The organism is Mycobacterium sp. P7213 (genome assembly GCF_900604305.1).
Classification (GTDB): domain Bacteria; phylum Actinomycetota; class Actinomycetes; order Mycobacteriales; family Mycobacteriaceae; genus Mycobacterium.
Window position 1 is genome coordinate 41415 of the sequence record NZ_UWOA01000004.1, and the last position, 16911, is coordinate 58325.

Genomic DNA, 16911 nt, shown 5'->3' on the forward strand with positions numbered 1-16911 from the left:
GTCAGCCCACACCGGTTCTTAGGCTTAGGCTTAGGGGGCTTGGATGATTCGTCTTCCCAGTGCGCTCGCAGTCTGCCTCGTCGGCGCCGGCCTTATCACGTCCCCCACTGCCGCGGATCCCGGATTCCCCGCGGTGCAGCTCACCGGCATCGGCGCCCCCACCCCGCCACTGGGCGGCGGAACAGCTGTGATCATGGGCGGCAGCGGTATGCCCACCCCGAGTCAGACCTACGCCGACGCGGTCAACGAGCTCTACCTGGCACCGCTGGGTTTCACCGGCACCACCCAGATCCTCAGCACCCCCGAGGCGCTGTATCCCTTCCTGGGCCCGTTCACCGGAACCTTCGACGAGTCGGCCGCCGAGGGCAGCCAAATCCTGGAGCTCGCGATCTTGCGACAGATCGTCGGAGGTCAGGCCGACGCCGACAATCCCGTGGTGGTGTTCGGGTGGTCGCAGAGCGCGGTGATCTCCTCGTTGCTGATGCAGCAACTCGCCGACGAGGGCGTGCCCAGCGACTACGTGCACTTCGTGCTGATCGGTGACGAGGCACTGCCCAACGGGGGAATGTTGACCCGCTTCGACCTGCCGGCCGGTGCCCATCAGGAGATACCGAGCCTCGGGCTGACCTTCAGCGGCCCCCAACCCAGCGACCTGTTCCCCACCACCGTCTACACCCACGAATACGACGGCTTCGCCGACTTCCCGCAGTATCCGATCGACTTCTTGTCCACCCTCAACGCCGTGTTCGGCATCTTCTTCGAGCACGTGACCTACCTGGGCCTCAGCCCCGAGGAGATCGCGAATGCGGTGCCGCTTCCGACGTCATCCGACGACATCTTGACCGACTATTACATGCTGCCGGTCAGCACTCTGCCGCTGCTTGCACCGCTGCAACTGCTGCCGTTCATCGGCGACCCACTGGTCGATCTGTTACAGCCGGCCCTGCGGGTGCTGGTGAATCTGGGCTACGGCAACCTGGAGCACGGCTGGAGCCCCGGATTCGCCGACGTCCCCACCGGGATCGGCTTCCTGCCGGATCTCAGTGTCCTGCAACAGGTTCCGCAAGCCCTGTTCGACGGTGTGCAGAAGGGCATCACGGATACCTTCAACACGTTGTTGGACCCGGCCAACTACGTCTACTCGTTGCCGGACTGGGCCGAACAGCTGCTCAATACCGCACTGGCCGTCCAAGGAGGCGACAGCTCGCTGCTGACCTTCGTGCCCACCACCTGGCAGGACCTCTTCGAAACGTTCCCGCCACACACCGGTTTCCCGCCGCTCGACGTGCTCAGCGCGTTGCTGATCACCCTGCCCCAGTACAACTACGACGTGTTCATGTCCGAGCTCGCCGACGGCAACCTGCTGGATGCGATCGGCATCCCACTGGCCGCCGATATCGCGCTACTGCCATTGGCCGTGATCGGCGCCCTGTTCTAAACCGGCGGAATCTCTACCCGGCGCAGCACGCCGTCGTGCGCGTCGGCAGCCTCAATCTCGGCCCGGGTGACCCCGAGCAGGAACAGCACCGTGTCCAGATACGGGTAGCTCAGCGAGGCATCGGCCACCTCGCGCAACGCCGGCTTGGCGTTGAACGCCACACCCAGGCCCGCCGTGGACAGCATGTCGATGTCATTGGCGCCGTCTCCGACAGCCACGGTCTGCTCCAGCGGCACCCCCGCCTGAGCAGCGAACTCCCGCAACGAGTCGGCCTTGCCGGCCCGGTCGACCACGGGACCGATCACCCGGCCGGTAAGTTTGCCGTCGACGATCTCCAGCTCGTTGGCCGCAACGAAGTCGAGCTGCAGCTCGGCCGCCAGCGGCTCGATCACCTGCCGGAAGCCGCCGGACACCACACCGCATTTGAAGCCGAGGCGGCGCAGCGTGCGCACCGTGGTGCGGGCACCGGGAGTCAGCTCGATCTGTTCGGCTACCTCGTCGACGACACTGGCGGGTAGACCAGACAGCGTGGACACCCGGTGGTGCAGCGATTCGGCGAAGTCGAGTTCGCCGCGCATCGCGGCCTCGGTGATCGCAGCGACCGCGTCCCCGGCACCGGCCCGCTCGGCGAGCATCTCGATGACCTCGCCCTGAATCAGGGTGGAGTCGACGTCGAACACGATCAGGCGCTTGGTCCGGCGCGACAGGCTGGCATCTTGGAAAGCCACGTCGACCTGCTGCTCCGCTGCGACTTTGCTCAGCGCGGACTGCAACCTGCCGGCGGCACCGACCGGCACCGAGACCCGCAGTTCCAGCCCGGTCACCGGGTAGTCGGAAACGCCGCGGATCATGTCGATGTTGGCGTCGATCTCGGCGATCTCGTGAGCCATTGCCCCCAGGGCCGTAGCGGCCACCGGTCGTCCCAAGACCACGATCCGGTGCGTGGAGGGTACCGCGATGATCGGCGCGTCATCGCTGCGTTCGATCGTGACATCAAGTCCCACACCGCGAATCGCGGTAGTGACCTCGTCGGCGAACGCCGGCCCGTCGGCCACGTCCGGCTCCGCGGACACCAGCACGCCCAGCGTGAGGCGACCGCGAACCACGACCTGTTCGACGTTGAGCAACTCCACTTCGTAGCGCGACAGCACCTCGAAGAGGGCCGACGTCACGCCGGGCTGATCGACACCGGTGACAGTGATCAGCACCGGCACCTTGGGCGTGCTCACCCCTGGCGGGCGCCCGGCTCGACCGGGCGCCGCCTCTCCCCCAGCGGGCTCATCAAGCGTTTGCGGGTTCGTACAGCTCGTCACCGGGATGACGGCCGACGTGCGCCTCAGCCCGCAACCGGTCGACCATGTGCGGGTAGTGCAGCTCGAAAGCCGGACGCTCCGAACGGATCCGGGGCAGCTCGGTGAAGTTGTGCCGCGGCGGCGGGCAGCTGGTGGCCCACTCCAGGGAGTTGCCGTAGCCCCACGGGTCGTCCACGGTGACGACCTCGCCGTAACGCCAGCTCTTGAAGACGTTCCAGGTGAAGGCGATCATGGACGAGCCCAGAATGAACGCCCCGACGGTCGACACGATGTTGAACGCGGTGAAGCCGTCAGTGGGCAGGTAGTCGGCGTACCGACGCGGCATACCCATGTTGCCCAGCCAGTGCTGGATCAGGAACGTGGTGTGGAACCCGATGAAGGTCAGCCAGAAGTGCAACTTCCCGAGCCGCTCGTCGAGCAGCCGGCCGGTCATCTTCGGGAACCAGAAGTAGATCCCGGAGAACGTCGCGAACACGATGGTGCCGAACAGCACGTAGTGGAAGTGCGCGATCAGGAAGTAGCTGTCGCTGACGTGGAAGTCCAGCGGCGGGCTGGCCAGCATCACGCCGGTCAGGCCACCGGCCAGGAAGGTGACGATGAAGCCGAGCCCGAACAGCATCGGTGTCTCGAAGGTCAGCTGACCCCGCCACAGGGTTCCGATCCAGTTGAAGAACTTCAGACCGGTCGGGATGGCGATCATCAGGGTCAGCAGCGAGAAGAACGGCAGCAGCACCGCGCCGGTGGCGAACATGTGGTGCGCCCATACCGCGGTCGACAGCCCGGCGATGGCCAGCGTCGCGTACACCAAGGTGACGTAGCCGAAGATCGGCTTGCGGGCGAAGACCGGGAACACTTCGCTGACGATGCCGAAGAACGGCAGCGCGATGATGTACACCTCGGGGTGGCCGAAGAACCAGAACAAGTGCTGCCACAGCAGTACGCCACCGTTGGCGGAGTCGTAGACGTGTCCACCCAGGTGACGGTCGACGGCCAGACCGAACAGCGCCGCGGTCAGCAACGGGAAGACGATCAGCACCAGGATCGAGGTGACCAGAATGTTCCAGGTGAAGATCGGCATCCGGAACATGGTCATGCCGGGGGCGCGCATGCAGGCCACCGTGGTGATCATGTTCACCGCACCCAGGATGGTTCCCAGACCACCGACGGCGAGGCCCATGATCCACAGGTCGCCGCCGGCACCCGGGGAGTGCACCGCGTCGCTCAGCGGGGTGTAGGCGGTCCAGCCGAAGTCGGCAGCACCCCCGGGGGTGATGAAGCCGGCCAAGGCGATGGTCGCGCCGAACAGGAACAGCCAGAACGAGAACGCGTTGAGGCGGGGGAAAGCCACGTCCGGGGCGCCGATCTGCAGCGGCAGCACCAGGTTGGAGAACCCGAACACGATCGGCGTCGCGTAGAAGAGCAGCATCACCGTGCCGTGCATGGTGAACAGCTGGTTGAACTGCTCGTTGGACAGGAACTGCAGGCCCGGCACCGCCAGCTCAGTACGCATCAACAGCGCGAGCAGGCCACCGATGAAGAAGAAGGCCATACACGCGACGCAGTACATGATGCCGATCAGCTTGTGATCGGTGGTGGTGATCAGCTTGTAGATCAGGCTGCCCTTGGGGCCCATCAACGCAGGGAAGGGCCGACTGGCCTCGAGTTCTGCGCGTGGGGGTGCTTCGGCGGTCAAGATTCCTCCAAACATGGGCATCCCGGGAAACTTGGTCGAATCCTAACCCCGAGCGTCGCCCCGTCGGTATAGGCCTCCTACAAACTGTCGTATTCGTCTCCTCGAGGGGTGCTCCGCCGTGGGTGTTAACGTCACCGCGTGACCAGGGTGGACCGGCGGGCGGCGTCCGCAGTAGCGCTTGCCGTGACCTTGCTCACGACGGCCGGATGCGCGGGCGATGCGGCAGAAACCGCCCCGACCTCGATCTCCGCCACGACCACGATGGTCGCCGGGGCGGGCGTGCTCGGCAATGACCGGCGTCCCGACGAGTCCTGCGCGGCCGAGCCCGCACAGCCCGACCCCGGGCCGGCGATGCGCTGGGTCCACAACGCGGCCGAGGTGCAGCCGGCCAGTGTCGAGGTTCCCGAGCAGGCCGAGCGCATCGTGGTGCTCTCCGGCGACCAGCTCGACACGCTGTGCGCGCTGGGCCTGCAGTCCCGTGTGGTCGGCGCCGCGCTGCCGGACGGAGCAGACAAGCAACCCTCCTACCTGGGCGCGGTAATACACGGTGTCGCGGCTGTGGGCTCGCGCAGCAACCCCGATATCGGCGCCATCGCCGAGCTGCATCCGGATCTGATCCTGGGCGCCCATGGCCTGACACCCGGCTATGCGGAGCTGGCCGCGATCGCGCCCACCGTTTTCACCGGGGCGCCGGGTTCGGGGTGGGAGGACAACGTGCGCGGTGTCGGCGCCGCGACAGCACGCACCGGCGCTGCCGACGAGGTGCTCGAGCGGTTCAGCGCGTACGCAGCCGAAACCCGCGAGGTCAGCGACGCCACCCACTTCCAGGTGTCGGTGGTGGAGCTCACCGACGACAGCGTGCGGGTGTACGGGGCCTCCGGCTTCGCCGCCAGCGTGCTCAAGGCGGTCGGGGTGGACCGCCCCCCGTTGCAGCGGTTCACCGATCGGCCTTACCTCGAGATCCCAGCTAACGATGGCGATCTGGCCGGGCGGGCGGATTTCTCGGCAGCCGATGGCGACATCGTGTACGTCTCTTTCGTCTCCCCGGCAGTGAAGGCGCGGGCGGCCACCGTGTTCGACAGCGTCGCCTGGCGACGGCTTGCGGCCAACCGTGACAGCCGGGTTTTCGTCGTCAACAACGAGGTGTGGCAGACCGGGCAGGGACCGGTCGCCGCACGCGGCGTGGCCGAAGACCTACGCTGGGTCAACGCGCCGATCAACTAAGCCGGAGCCCCTGTTCCCGCGCCGGCGGTGACCGATCTCACGCCATCGGGACAGGCTTGACAGCAAATAACTTTGCTAAGCTATCTTTTTACGTGTCGACGCATATCTGAAGAGGAATCTCCACTATGAGCACCGTTTCCGCTTACGCCGCCACGTCGGCAACCGACCCGCTGAGCAGGACCACCATCACCCGCCGGGAACCCGGTCCGCACGACGTGGCGTTCGACATTCATTTCGCTGGCATCTGCCATTCCGACATCCACACCGTCAGAGCCGAGTGGGGCGCTCCGCAGTATCCCCTGGTTCCCGGCCACGAGATCGCCGGCGTGGTGACCGCGGTCGGATCTGAGGTCACCAAGCACAAGGTCGGCGACCGGGTCGGCGTCGGCTGCTTCGTCGACTCCTGCCGCGAGTGCCCGAGCTGCCTGGCCGGCCATGAGCAGTACTGCACCGGCGGCGGCATGATCGGCACCTACGCCGGTGTCGGCCGCGACGGCCAGCCGACGCAGGGCGGCTACAGCGGCGCGATCGTCGTCGACGAGAACTACGTCTTGAGCATCCCTGACGAGATTCCCCTGGACGCCGCCGCTCCCCTGCTCTGTGCCGGAGTGACCACCTATTCACCGCTGCGGCACTGGAATGTCGGTGTTGGCAAGCGGATGGCGGTCGTCGGCCTCGGCGGCCTCGGCCACATGGCCGTCAAGCTCGGGGTCGCGATGGGCGCTGAGGTAACGGTGCTGTCGCAGTCGCTGAAGAAGATGGAGGACGGCCTGCGGTTGGGGGCCGAGCACTACCTCGCGACCAGCGATCGGCAGACGTTCAAAGATCTGCGCGGCAAGTTCGACGTCATCTTGAACACCGTCTCGGCCAGCCTGGATCTGGGCGCATATCTGAACCTGCTCACCCTGGACGGCACCCTGGTCGAGTTGGGCATGCCCGAGCACGCCCTGACGGTGCCGCCGAGTGCGCTGGTGCGGATGCGGCGCAGCGTCACGGGCTCGTTGATCGGTGGGATCGCCGAGACCCAGGAGATGCTGAACTTCTGCGCCGAGCACGGCGTGCGTCCCGAGATCGAGGTCATCGAACCCGATTACATCAACACCGCGTACGAGCGTGTGCTGGCATCAGACGTGCGCTACCGCTTCGTCATCGACACCGCGTCGTTGCGGCAGCCCTAGGACCCAACAATCACCGAACGTGCACACAGGCTGACGGCATCGCGAAATCCCCGGTCTCAGTGCACGTTTGGCTAGCGCTGCTCAGACATAGCGGTTGCGCCCCGCCAGTGCGCCCGCCGCTGTCTGCACCACGTACACGGTGAGCATCATCAGCCACGGCACGGTCCATCCACCACTCACCTGGTGCAACAGACCAAACGTGAACGGGCCGACCCCGGCGAGCAGGTAGCCGAAGCCCTGCGCCATCCCCGACAGGCTTGCGGTGTCTTGTGCGTCGCGGGCTCGCAGCGCAATCACGGTGAGGGCCAACGAGAACACGCTCATCCCCAGACCCACCAGCACGCTCCACAGCAGTGGCGCGGCCGCGGGCGCGATCAGCAGGCCGAGCATGCCGGCCATGCCAAGCACTCCCAGTCCGACGATCCATCCGCTTTGACTGTCCCGGCGGGCGGCCAGCGGCGAGACGATCAGGCTGATCGGCACCGCGATCAACGAGATCAGGCCGAGCAGTAGGCCCGCGCGGGTTTCGGTTGTTCCGTTCTCGATGAGCACCTCGGGCAGCCAGCCCATCACCACGTAGGCGAGGAAGGACTGGGTGCCGAAGAACAGCGTGACAGTCCAGGCCAGCTTGCTGCGCAGCAGCGACCGGCCTTTCGTGGTGGCCGCGGGCGCGGTGGTGTCGGGCCGGTCGAATCCGCGGGCCCCCACCACCCAGGCCGCCAGCGCCAGCAGCGCCAGTGCGCTCCACGCGCCCAGGGCTGAGCGCCAACCGCCCAGCGCGTTGTCGAGCACCGGGGTGACCGCGGAGCCCAACGCTCCTCCCCCTTGCAGCGCCGCGGTGTAGATCCCGGTCATCAGGCCGACCTGGGCGGGGAAGGATCCCCGGATGATCACCGGGATCAGCACGTTGATCAACGCGATTCCGGCGGTTGCCACCAACGTTCCGCCGAGCACGACGAGAGGCCCATCGCAGACCCGAATCAGCAGTCCGGCAACGAGTATCAGTAGCGCCGCCGAAACCGTGCGCCCCAGCCCGATCCGCCGTGACAACCACGGCGCGGCCAGCCCGGCGGCAGCGAAGCACAGACCGGGCAACGTGGTCAGGACCCCGGCCCAGGTGTCTGAGGCGCCCAGCGCGCCCCGCATTTCCGGAAGCAGCGGACCCACGCTGGTGATCGCCGGGCGCAGGTTCAGTGCGGTCAAGACCACCGCGACGGTCAGCAATACACCGCCGGCCGCCATCGTCGCCGGCCGGAACTCGGCGGCACCCTCGAGTTCCAGTTCAAGGTCGTGCTCGTACTGGCCGAGTGTTTCGTTGCGGGCGGTGCAGGTCACCTGAAGTAGGATCGCATACATCCTATGACTGGATGAAGGGAGGATACTGTGCCGTTGGTCACCACCCGTCGCACCGGCTTGGTCGATCAGGTGATTGAGCAGCTTCGCGCCTCAGTGACCGGCGGGGAATGGCCGGTCGATTCGCGAATCCCCACCGAACCCGAGCTCGCCGACGCGCTTGGTGTCGGCCGCAACACCGTGCGTGAGGCGGTCCGGGCGCTGGCCCACAGCGGCATCCTGGAGGTCCGCCAGGGCGACGGCACCTACGTGCGCGCCACCAGTGAGGTGTCCGGCGCGGTGCGCCGACTGTGCGGCCCGCAGCTGCGCGACGTACTACAGGTCCGACGTTGCCTGGAGGTGGAAGGGGCACGCCTGGCTGCCGCCGCCCGCACCGATGCGGACTTGGCTGAGCTGCGCGCACTGTTGGATCGCCGCGACAGCCACCAGCAGGAGGGCAGACACGACGAGTTCGTCCGGGCCGACACCGATTTTCATCTCGCGGTGGTCCGCTGCTCGCACAATCCAGTGTTGACCGAGCTGTACTGCGGGCTCACCGAGGTACTGATGGCCAGTGTGGCCACCACCAGCGCAAAACCGGTGCAGGCGGACCAGATCCGGCACCGGGGCCTGGTGGACGCGATCGCCGCGGCCGACGTGGAGGCCGCCGGGCGTGAGGCGGGCGGATTCCTCGACGAGCTGTTGGAGCAGCTGCCGCCGCGCTGAGCTCTCAGCCGCGCCGAAGTCCCAACACTCGTAACAGTTCCGGGCGTCGCAGGATGAGGCCGATCCACACCAGTACCCCGACATACACCCCGGACAGCACGAAGCCCGCCAGCGGCTTGTCAGCGTGCAGGTTGATCGTCACCGCCCCGCCCAGGTAGGCGGTCAGGCCCAGCGCGCCCAGCACGGCGGTGCGCGGGACGAGGAAGACGACGAGACATACCAGTAGTACCCAGCCGATCATCGCCGTTTTGTCGGGGGAAAAGCCGAGCCCTTCGGTGGCTTCGCGGGCGAAGGCCACACCCAGGATCTTCGGAATGGCGTCGAACGCAAAGAACAGCCCCAGCAGGGCGGTGATCGCGGCTCCGGTGATCCATGCCCGCGAACGTCGCGGCGTGGCCGGATCGGCGGTTGTCGTCATGATGTCTCCTTCACCTCGACGGTACTTGTGCAGTGTTCGGTTCCTGCGCGCGCAGGAATACTGCGGTGTAGCCGAACAGGATCACCGCGGTGGCTACCAGCAGCAGGAGCCCCACGGCGTAGCTGTTGCGCACGGGATCGTAGGTAGCACCCATCACCAGCGGCGGGAAGTAGCCGCCCAGCCCGCCGACTGCGGCGACGATCCCGGTGACCGAGCCGACCGAACCAGCCGGAGCCCGGTGGGATACCCAAGCGAACACTCCGCCGGTGCCGATGCCGAGCGCGACAGCAAGCGGCAGAAACGTCAGGCCGGACCAGATGTCGGCCGGCGGCTTGAACACCGAGATCAGCGTCTGCACCGCGATACCTGCCAGCGAGGCCAAGACGACGTACTTGGGCGCGATGTGATCAGCCAGCGATCCACCGAGTAGCCGGGCCAGCACCGCCGCCAGCGCGAACGCCGCGGTGCGCTCCCCCGCGCCTACCGCGGAGAAGTCATAGACCGTCTTGATGTAGATGGGCAGGTAGCTGCAGAACGCCACGAAGCCGCCGAATACCAGTCCGTACAGCAGCGACATCTCCCACGTCACCCGCAACCGTGCGGCGGACTTGAGTTTCGGCAGCACCGGCGTGGTGTTGGGCACGAAGCGCGGGCCGTTGCGCATCAACACCACACACAGCAGCACCGAAATCGCCAGGGCCGCTGCGACTATGAGATGGGTGGTGAACAGCCCCACCCACTTCACCAGCCGCGGAGTGAAGAACGCCGAGACCGCGGTACCGGCCATGCCCATGCCGAACACTCCGGTGGCGAAGCCGCGGCGCTGCGGGGCAAACCAGTTGTTGGCGAACGGAATTCCAATCGCAAAGACGGTCCCGGCCACGCCGAGGAAGAATCCCGCCGCCAGCATCAGCGGATAGGAACCGATCTTTGCCGCGTACCCGACCGCCAGCACCGGAAGAATCGAGGCCAACGAGACGCCGATGAACATCGTGCGGCCACCGAAGCGGTCGGTCATCAAGCCGGTGGCGATCCGGCCCAGCGCTCCGACCAGGATCGGGGTGGCCACCAGCAGCGCCTGGGCGGTGGTGCTCAGCTTCATCGCGGCGGTGTACTGCGTCGAGAGCGGGCCGATCAACGTCCATGCCCAAAAACAGATGACCGAGACCCAGGTGGCCAACAACAGGTTGACGCCCGGGCCGGCGCCGCTACCGCGTCGATCAGCGCTCATCACGAAAATCATGCAAGCACCCCAAAGCGCGATCGGCTCGTCATTCGCCCAAAATGCCGGCCCGCTTCCCCACCCGTAGCAGCGATCCTGTCGCAATCTGTGGCTTTAACGGCTCGTTCTCCGCGGTTCACCGACACGCAGCGGACGCAGGCTGGTCAGCAACCGACCGAGCAAGGAGACTGGCCATGGCAACTCGACGAACGGAGCGCATCGCGGACGTCGTCGTACCCGACACGCAGCTCGCCCGCGAAGCAACCGAGTTCGTCCGCAGCGCCGAGGACGACGTGCTCTTCCACCACTCCCGGCGAGTGTTCCTGTTCGGTGCCCTGCACGGCCGGCGGGCGGGGCTACCAACAGACCTGGAGCTGCTCTACGTGGCGGCGATGTTTCACGACTTCGGCCTCACCACCCGCTACCGCACGTCGACCCAGCGTTTCGAGATCGACGGAGCAGATGCCGCACGCGAGTTCCTGACGGAGCGCGGCGTAGCACAGGCCGACGTCGACAAGGTGTGGCTCGGCATCGCGCTGCACACGACGCCGGAGATCACCGGACGGCTCGACACCGAAACCGCTTTGCTCGCAGCGGGTGTCAAGACTGATGTGGTCGGCGTGGGCCACGCGGATCTGGATGCGGCGGACATCGACGCAGTGGTCGCCGCTCATCCGCGGCCCGACTTCAAGAACCGCATCCTGGCGGCCTTCAATGACGGTATGAAACATCGTCCGCAGACCACGTTCGGGACGATGAACGATGACGTGCTGGCCCACTTCGATCCCACGTTCCAGCGCGGCAACCTAGTCGACAGCATTCTCAACAGCCCATGGCCCGAGTAGCGGAAAGGAGCAGGCACATGGAGATCCACGAAGCGCTGTACACCACCAGGATGATGCGACGGCTGCGGCCCGACCCGATTCCGCTGGACACCCAGGCCCGCATCCTGGATGCGGCGGTGCGCGCCCCAAACGGGGGCAACACCCAACGCTGGCACTTTCTCGCCGTCGACGACCCAGAACTCAAACACGAGCTGGCCCAGTTGTTCCGCCAAGGCCGCGCCGTCGAGTACCAGAAGTTCGCGACGGGTACGGGGCCGATGGCCACCCCGGCTCCCGGCGCGGATCCGACCCAACATATCGAGACGATGCGCCGCATGAAGGGCTCCGGAGATTACCTGGCCGACCATTTCGAGGACATCCCGCTGCTGCTTTTCGTCTTCGCCATCGACGATCTCGGTGGGGCCAACATCTATCCAGCGATCTGGAGCGCACTGCTTGCGGCCCGCGCCGAGGGCATCGGCGGCGTCATGACGATGGTGCTGCGCAACTTCGAGGACCGCGTCAACGAGCTCTTAGGCGTGCCTGTCGCGGAGGGCTGGACGATGTCGGCGATGCTCGCGCTCGGCTACCCACGAGGAAAATGGGGAGTGGCGGCCAACCGACGGCCCGTCCAGGAGGTTTCATCACGCAACCGCTGGGGTGCACCGTTCGGCGTCGAAGTCCCGCAGCCGCTGTGGCCACGCGACCACGTGACGCCCAGCCTGGCCACGGCGGGTTGAGACATCCGGGCCGCTGCAGAATGTGCGACGGCCCAGACACTTTAGAACTCCCAGTCCTCGTCTTCGGTGACGACGGCCTTACCGATCACGTACGACGATCCCGAACCGGAGAAGAAGTCGTGGTTCTCGTCGGCGTTGGGCGACAGCGCCGACAGGATCGCCGGGTTCACGTCGGTCTCTTCGCGCGGGAACAACGCCTCGTAGCCGAGGTTCATCAGCGCCTTGTTGGCGTTGTAGCGCAAGAACTTCTTCACGTCCTCGGTCAGGCCGACATTGTCGTACAGATCCTGGGTGTACTCGACCTCGTTCTCGTAGAGCTCATAGAGCAGGTCGTAGGTGTACTCCTTGAGTTCGCCCTGCTTCGCCTCGTCGACGAGGGCCAGCCCGCGCTGATACTTGTAGCCGATGTAGTAGCCGTGCACCGCCTCGTCGCGGATGATCAGCCGGATCATGTCCGCGGTGTTGGTCAGCTTGGCCCGGCTCGACCAGTACATCGGCAGGTAGAAGCCGGAGTAGAACAAGAAGCTCTCCAGCAGCGTGGATGCCACCTTCCGCTTGAGCGGCTCGTCACCCCGGTAGTACTGCATGACGATCTCGGCCTTGCGCTGCAGGTTGGGGTTCTCCTCCGACCAGCGGAACGCGTCGTCGATCTCACTGGTCGAACACAGCGTGGAGAAGATCTGGCTGTAGCTCTTGGCGTGCACCGACTCCATGAAGGCGATGTTGGTGTAGACCGCCTGCTCGTGCGGGGTCAGTGAGTCGGGAATGAGGCTGACCGCCCCGACCGTGCCCTGGATGGTGTCCAGCAACGTCAGACCGGTGAACACCCGCATCGTGAGCTGCTTCTCACTGTCGGTCAGGGTCCCCCACGACGGCAGGTCGTTGGAGACCGGCACTTTCTCCGGAAGCCAGAAATTGCCGGTCAGGCGGTCCCAGACCTCGGCGTCTTTGTCGTCTTGCACCCGGTTCCAGTTGATGGCCGAGGTGCGGTCGATCAGCTTCACATTTTCGGACACCAGAACCCCATTTCACCCGCCGAAATCTAGGCCTCTGACACTACCCCTGGGGGCCGACAACCCGCGCCAACACAAGAAGTTGTGTTCTGCGTGTCGGGTCACCCGACGCCCGAAAAACGGTACTCACCCGCCCGCAACGTGCGAGTGGACTGCCAGTACTGCCAGGTCATACCGCTCCACAGGGTCCGGTTGACACCGTGCTCGTCCAGATACCAACTGTTGCAGCCGCCGGTGATCCACACCGAGCCGGCGAGCTTGTCCTGCAACTCGGCGTTGTAGCGGTCCTGTGCGGCCCGGCTGGGCGCCAACGCCTGCGCACCGAGCTTGTCGACGGCGGCGATCGCCTGTGCGACGTAGCGGATCTGCGACTCGATCATGAACACCACCGAGGTGTGACCGAGCGCGGTGTTGGGGCCGAGCAGGAAGAACAGATTGGGCATGTCGGCCACCGCGATCCCGTGATGCGCCACCACCCCCTCACGGTTCCAACGATCCACCAGGTCTTCGCCGTGCGGGCCCTTCACGTCGACGTAGGTGTAGGAGTCGGTGACGTGAAAACCGGTGGCGCCCACGATGACGTCGCACGCGTGCTCGACGCCGTCCGCGGTGACGATCCCGGTCGAAGTGATCCGGGCGATCCGTTCGGTGATCAGCGTCGTCTTCGGGTCGGCTACCGCCTGGTAGTAGTTGGGCGAGTACAAGATTCGTTTGCAGCCGGCGCGGTAGTTCGGTGTGAGCCGGCGACGCAGCTCCTTGTCGCGCACGTTGCGTCGGATGTTCCATTTCGCTACCAGTTCGACGGCACGCAGCAGGCTGGGGCGTTTGGTCATCGCGTAGCCCAGGCCTTCCAGCCACCAATAGATCCCCCAGCGCACCGCCAGCCGGAGCCCCGGCACACTCGCGAAGGCTTTGAGCAGCGCCCGCGGGAAGGGCGAGTTGGGCCGCGGTACCACCCACGGCGGGGTGCGCTGATACAGCTGTACCTGCGCGACATCGGCATTGCGCACCAGCTCCGGAACGATCTGGATGGCACTGGCGCCGGTGCCGATCACCGCGACCTTCTTACCGGCCAATTCGACACTGTGATCCCACTGGGCGGAGTGGAACATCGCACCCTCGAACTGCTCGATGCCCTCGATCTCGGGCAGCCGCGGGATATGCAATCCGCCGGCACCGGAGATGACGAACTGCGCGATGTATTCCTGCCCGGTATCGGTGAACACGTGCCAGCGGTACTCGCCGTCGTCCCAATGCGCACGTTCGACGCGCTCACCGAATCGGATATGGCGGCGCAGCCCGTACTTGTCGGTGACGCCCTTGAGGTAGTCGAAGATCTCCGGCTGCGGCGAAAACAGCTTGCTCCAGGTGGCCTTCGGCTCGAAGGAGAACGAGTAGAGGTGCGACGGCACGTCGCAGGCGCAGCCCGGGTAGGTGTTGTCCCGCCACGTCCCGCCGACTTCGTCGGCCTTTTCCAGGATGAGGAACTCCACACCCTGCTTCTGCAGCGCAATCGCCATACCCAGGCCGGAAAAACCGGTCCCGATGATGAGTGCCCGCGTGCGGATCGCTGCACGTTGGCCGGCGTCCTCGGCGGTGTGATGGGTCAGCGTCATCGCGCATCCCTCCCTTTCGGGGTCTCGATGTTCAGTGTCTTTTGCGGGCCTGTGTCCGTCAACGCCCGTGCCGCCTGCCCGCAGGAGGTCCGCGGGCAGGCGGCACGGCGCGTGATTAGTCCCGGATCAGCCCATCATGGCCGCTATGACCTGTTGGTTCAGGTCGACCAGTGACTCCATCAGCGGCGAGTACGGACTCAGGTCGAAGCTGTTGCCGGCGTTGAGGATTCCGGTCGCCATGTCGTCGCGGCCATTGAGCAGGCCCGCGATAATGCCGGTGGTCGGGTCGTCCCAGGCCATGTCGAAGACCGTCCCCAGCCTTTCCAGACCACCGGTCAGCGTGCTCCAGGCCTGCGTCCAGTCACCGGAATTGATGTCGCCCTGCAATCCCTCCCAGGTCTGGTCCGCGACCGCCTTCGAACTCATCATGGCCAGCAGCAGCGGCATCTCGATGTCTTTGAACGCCAACGGCATATTGCCGATGAATGCCGCCATGGCACCAGCCGGGTTGGTCAGGAACTCCGAGGCGACGGCGTCCAGGTGTGGCATCAGCGCGGGGTCGCTCATCCGGTCCCAGACCGTCGGCGCGTCAGCCTGGCTGCCGAAGATCTTCTCGAAGTTCTCCTCGCCCATCGCGGCGACAACCTGGTAGCGCAGGAGGTTGGCCCCCAGCCAGGAGATGTCGTGGTCCTGGTTCTGGTTGTAGTTCCAATTGAACAGGCGCTCGTGCAGCAGCGCCGCCTGCTCTTCGGGGCTGACCAGGGGGTGATCGGCCGGCAGGTAATCCTTGACGTCGGCAACGTTGACCACCTGGGAGAACGTCTGGGAGCCCGTCGGGTTGCCCTCCACACCCTGCCAGCGGATCCCGAGCATTCCGTTGGCGAGGCCGCCGGTGTCGATCCAGTTGGCGACCCCGGGGTCTTTGCCGCTGATGACGTAGTAGGTGTAGCCGTCGGGATCCTCGAACGTCTGGGTGCTGTTCAGGCTGCCCTGCGCGGTCACGATCGGGACGTTCTGTCCCCACGCATTGGCCAGCTCAAGGCCCGAGTACCTTGCGTCGAGGTTGGGCACCTTGACGATCAATGCCTCGTCGTCATCGAGGCGGAAGTGTCCCATTGTGCTGTATTGACCGGGCATGAGTCCGTTGATCGCGGTGGTGGACGATGCGACCGGCGTCATCCAGTTGACCGGGAGCTTGTTCGGGATTGCGGTCTGGTCGTAGTAGACGGCGTCGGCGTTGGTGGTGGGAATGTCCCTGGCGACGTTGCTCAACAGCGTCGTCAGCTGGTCATCCGAGAGGAAGGGCAGGTGGTAGGTCGGCGCGACGCCCTCCTGTTGGAGCGAGAAGAAGTCGTGCGGCAGTCCGGCGTCACCGATGGAGTTGCGAATAAGCATGGTTTCGGCACCGGTGGTGTCGATCCAGTTCCCGTCGTGCGGCGTCGGGCTGAAGGTGATCGTGTAGCTGCCGTCCGCGTTCGGCGTGGCCCCGGACAGGCTGAGCACATGGCCGGTCGGCAGGTAGCCCTGCTCAGAGCCGATCGTGCCGGACAGGGTAGTGAACGACACGTCGAGGCTGCCAGGGCCGGGGTGGACCGTCATGGTGTACGTGCCGTCCGCGCTGATCGGGATGACGCCGTACTGGTTGTCCGGGTTCACCAGGATGTAGAACTGTCCCGGGTCGGCCGAGTTTGCGTCCCACGGAAACCCGAGCAACCACTGGATTCCGGTGTTGGGGTTGTACATCTCGCCGTATTGCAACACCAGCTCGGTGGCCGCCAGCCCCTGGATGTACTGCGGCAGCGAGTCAAGGTCCGACGGGATGATGAACGGGTACTGGCTGTTCGTGTCGTACACCTGCTGCTGCGCGTCGAGCAGTTGGTCGATGATCGATTGCATGGCCGCCGTCGGCCCCGTCGCGGCGACCGCGTGCGGAGTCGCCAACGTCATGGCCAGCGCCCCGGCCACAACTCCCGGAGCGGTGGCGGCGAGGACGCGCAGCCGCTGCCGCACCCGACGCCGGTGAACGGCCTTTTCGTTGGCGCGCTCGACGGCTGCGCGTTGTAGGGATCCGGTGCGCGACATGTGGTCCTCCAGTGTGGTCAAGGTGCGCTGTGACGGCTGTCACCTGATAGCGACCTGATTGTTCGGGGAACCGAGGCAGACACGAAAGAGCA

14 protein-coding genes are annotated in these 16911 nt (G+C 65.8%); 6 read left to right on the top strand and 8 right to left on the bottom strand.

The features are described 5' to 3' along the window. The first annotated feature begins 43 nt into the window (after positions 1 to 43). Positions 44 to 1438 (top strand): PE-PPE domain-containing protein, encoded by a 1395-nt coding sequence (locus tag EJK91_RS02695; RefSeq protein WP_125078191.1) that lies wholly within the window; start codon positions 44 to 46, stop codon positions 1436 to 1438. On the opposite strand, the gene serB is transcribed toward EJK91_RS02695, so the two are convergent. Both serB and ctaD read right to left on the bottom strand, forming a co-directional pair. Beyond that, positions 1435 to 2667 (bottom strand): phosphoserine phosphatase SerB, encoded by a 1233-nt coding sequence (gene serB / locus EJK91_RS02700; RefSeq protein WP_125078192.1) that lies wholly within the window; start codon positions 2665 to 2667, stop codon positions 1435 to 1437. The genes EJK91_RS02695 and serB overlap by 4 nt on opposite strands. 52 nt (positions 2668 to 2719) lie before the next feature. After that, on the bottom strand, positions 2720 to 4444 hold the full coding sequence (ctaD, locus tag EJK91_RS02705; RefSeq protein ID WP_024440225.1) for an aa3-type cytochrome oxidase subunit I: 1725 nt from the start codon (positions 4442 to 4444) through the stop codon (positions 2720 to 2722). 138 nt (positions 4445 to 4582) lie between these two features. On the opposite strand from ctaD, the gene EJK91_RS02710 reads away from it, so the two are divergent. Continuing rightward, positions 4583 to 5668, top strand: coding sequence for an ABC transporter substrate-binding protein (locus EJK91_RS02710; protein WP_125078193.1), 1086 nt, complete (start codon positions 4583 to 4585; stop codon positions 5666 to 5668). A 125-nt stretch (positions 5669 to 5793) separates the two neighbouring features. Beyond that, a complete protein-coding gene (locus EJK91_RS02715) occupies positions 5794 to 6846 on the top strand; it encodes an NAD(P)-dependent alcohol dehydrogenase (RefSeq protein WP_125078194.1) in 1053 nt (350 codons plus the stop codon). A gap of 81 nt (positions 6847 to 6927) precedes the next feature. On the opposite strand, the gene EJK91_RS02720 is transcribed toward EJK91_RS02715, so the two are convergent. After that, positions 6928 to 8088, bottom strand: coding sequence for a CynX/NimT family MFS transporter (locus tag EJK91_RS02720; RefSeq protein ID WP_046301877.1), 1161 nt, complete (start codon positions 8086 to 8088; stop codon positions 6928 to 6930). 141 nt (positions 8089 to 8229) lie between these two features. Between EJK91_RS02720 and EJK91_RS02725 the strand changes: the two genes are divergently transcribed. After that, positions 8230 to 8904, top strand: coding sequence for a FadR/GntR family transcriptional regulator (locus EJK91_RS02725; RefSeq protein ID WP_024440229.1), 675 nt, complete (start codon positions 8230 to 8232; stop codon positions 8902 to 8904). Positions 8905 to 8908: 4 nt separating this feature from the next. On the opposite strand, the gene EJK91_RS02730 is transcribed toward EJK91_RS02725, so the two are convergent. Continuing rightward, positions 8909 to 9322: a DoxX family protein gene (locus EJK91_RS02730; protein WP_125078196.1), complete on the bottom strand. Its 414-nt coding sequence runs from the start codon at positions 9320 to 9322 to the stop codon at positions 8909 to 8911. Positions 9323 to 9332: 10 nt separating this feature from the next. Further along, the gene (locus EJK91_RS02735) at positions 9333 to 10553 is read right to left on the bottom strand and encodes an MFS transporter (protein ID WP_125078197.1); all 1221 of its coding nucleotides are present in this window, start codon (positions 10551 to 10553) and stop codon (positions 9333 to 9335) included. A 185-nt stretch (positions 10554 to 10738) separates the two neighbouring features. Here EJK91_RS02735 and EJK91_RS02740 point away from each other — a divergent pair, with 185 nt between their 5' ends. Next, positions 10739 to 11389: an HD domain-containing protein gene (locus EJK91_RS02740; RefSeq protein ID WP_024440232.1), complete on the top strand. Its 651-nt coding sequence runs from the start codon at positions 10739 to 10741 to the stop codon at positions 11387 to 11389. A gap of 17 nt (positions 11390 to 11406) precedes the next feature. After that, on the top strand, positions 11407 to 12108 hold the full coding sequence (locus EJK91_RS02745; protein ID WP_024440233.1) for a nitroreductase family protein: 702 nt from the start codon (positions 11407 to 11409) through the stop codon (positions 12106 to 12108). A gap of 41 nt (positions 12109 to 12149) precedes the next feature. Here EJK91_RS02745 and nrdF read toward each other — a convergent pair whose 3' ends face one another. The 3 genes from nrdF to EJK91_RS02760 all read right to left on the bottom strand — a co-directional run bounded on the left by nrdF (position 12150) and on the right by EJK91_RS02760 (position 16819). Next, positions 12150 to 13124 (bottom strand): class 1b ribonucleoside-diphosphate reductase subunit beta, encoded by a 975-nt coding sequence (nrdF, locus tag EJK91_RS02750; protein WP_024440234.1) that lies wholly within the window; start codon positions 13122 to 13124, stop codon positions 12150 to 12152. A gap of 98 nt (positions 13125 to 13222) precedes the next feature. Further along, positions 13223 to 14737 carry a flavin-containing monooxygenase gene (locus EJK91_RS02755; RefSeq protein ID WP_024440235.1) on the bottom strand — a complete coding sequence of 505 codons (1515 nt, stop codon included), beginning with the start codon at positions 14735 to 14737 and terminating at the stop codon, positions 13223 to 13225. 126 nt (positions 14738 to 14863) lie between these two features. Then, complete coding sequence (locus EJK91_RS02760; protein WP_125078198.1) at positions 14864 to 16819, bottom strand: hypothetical protein; 1956 nt, start codon at positions 16817 to 16819, stop codon at positions 14864 to 14866. Between the last annotated feature and the right edge of the window lie 92 nt (positions 16820 to 16911).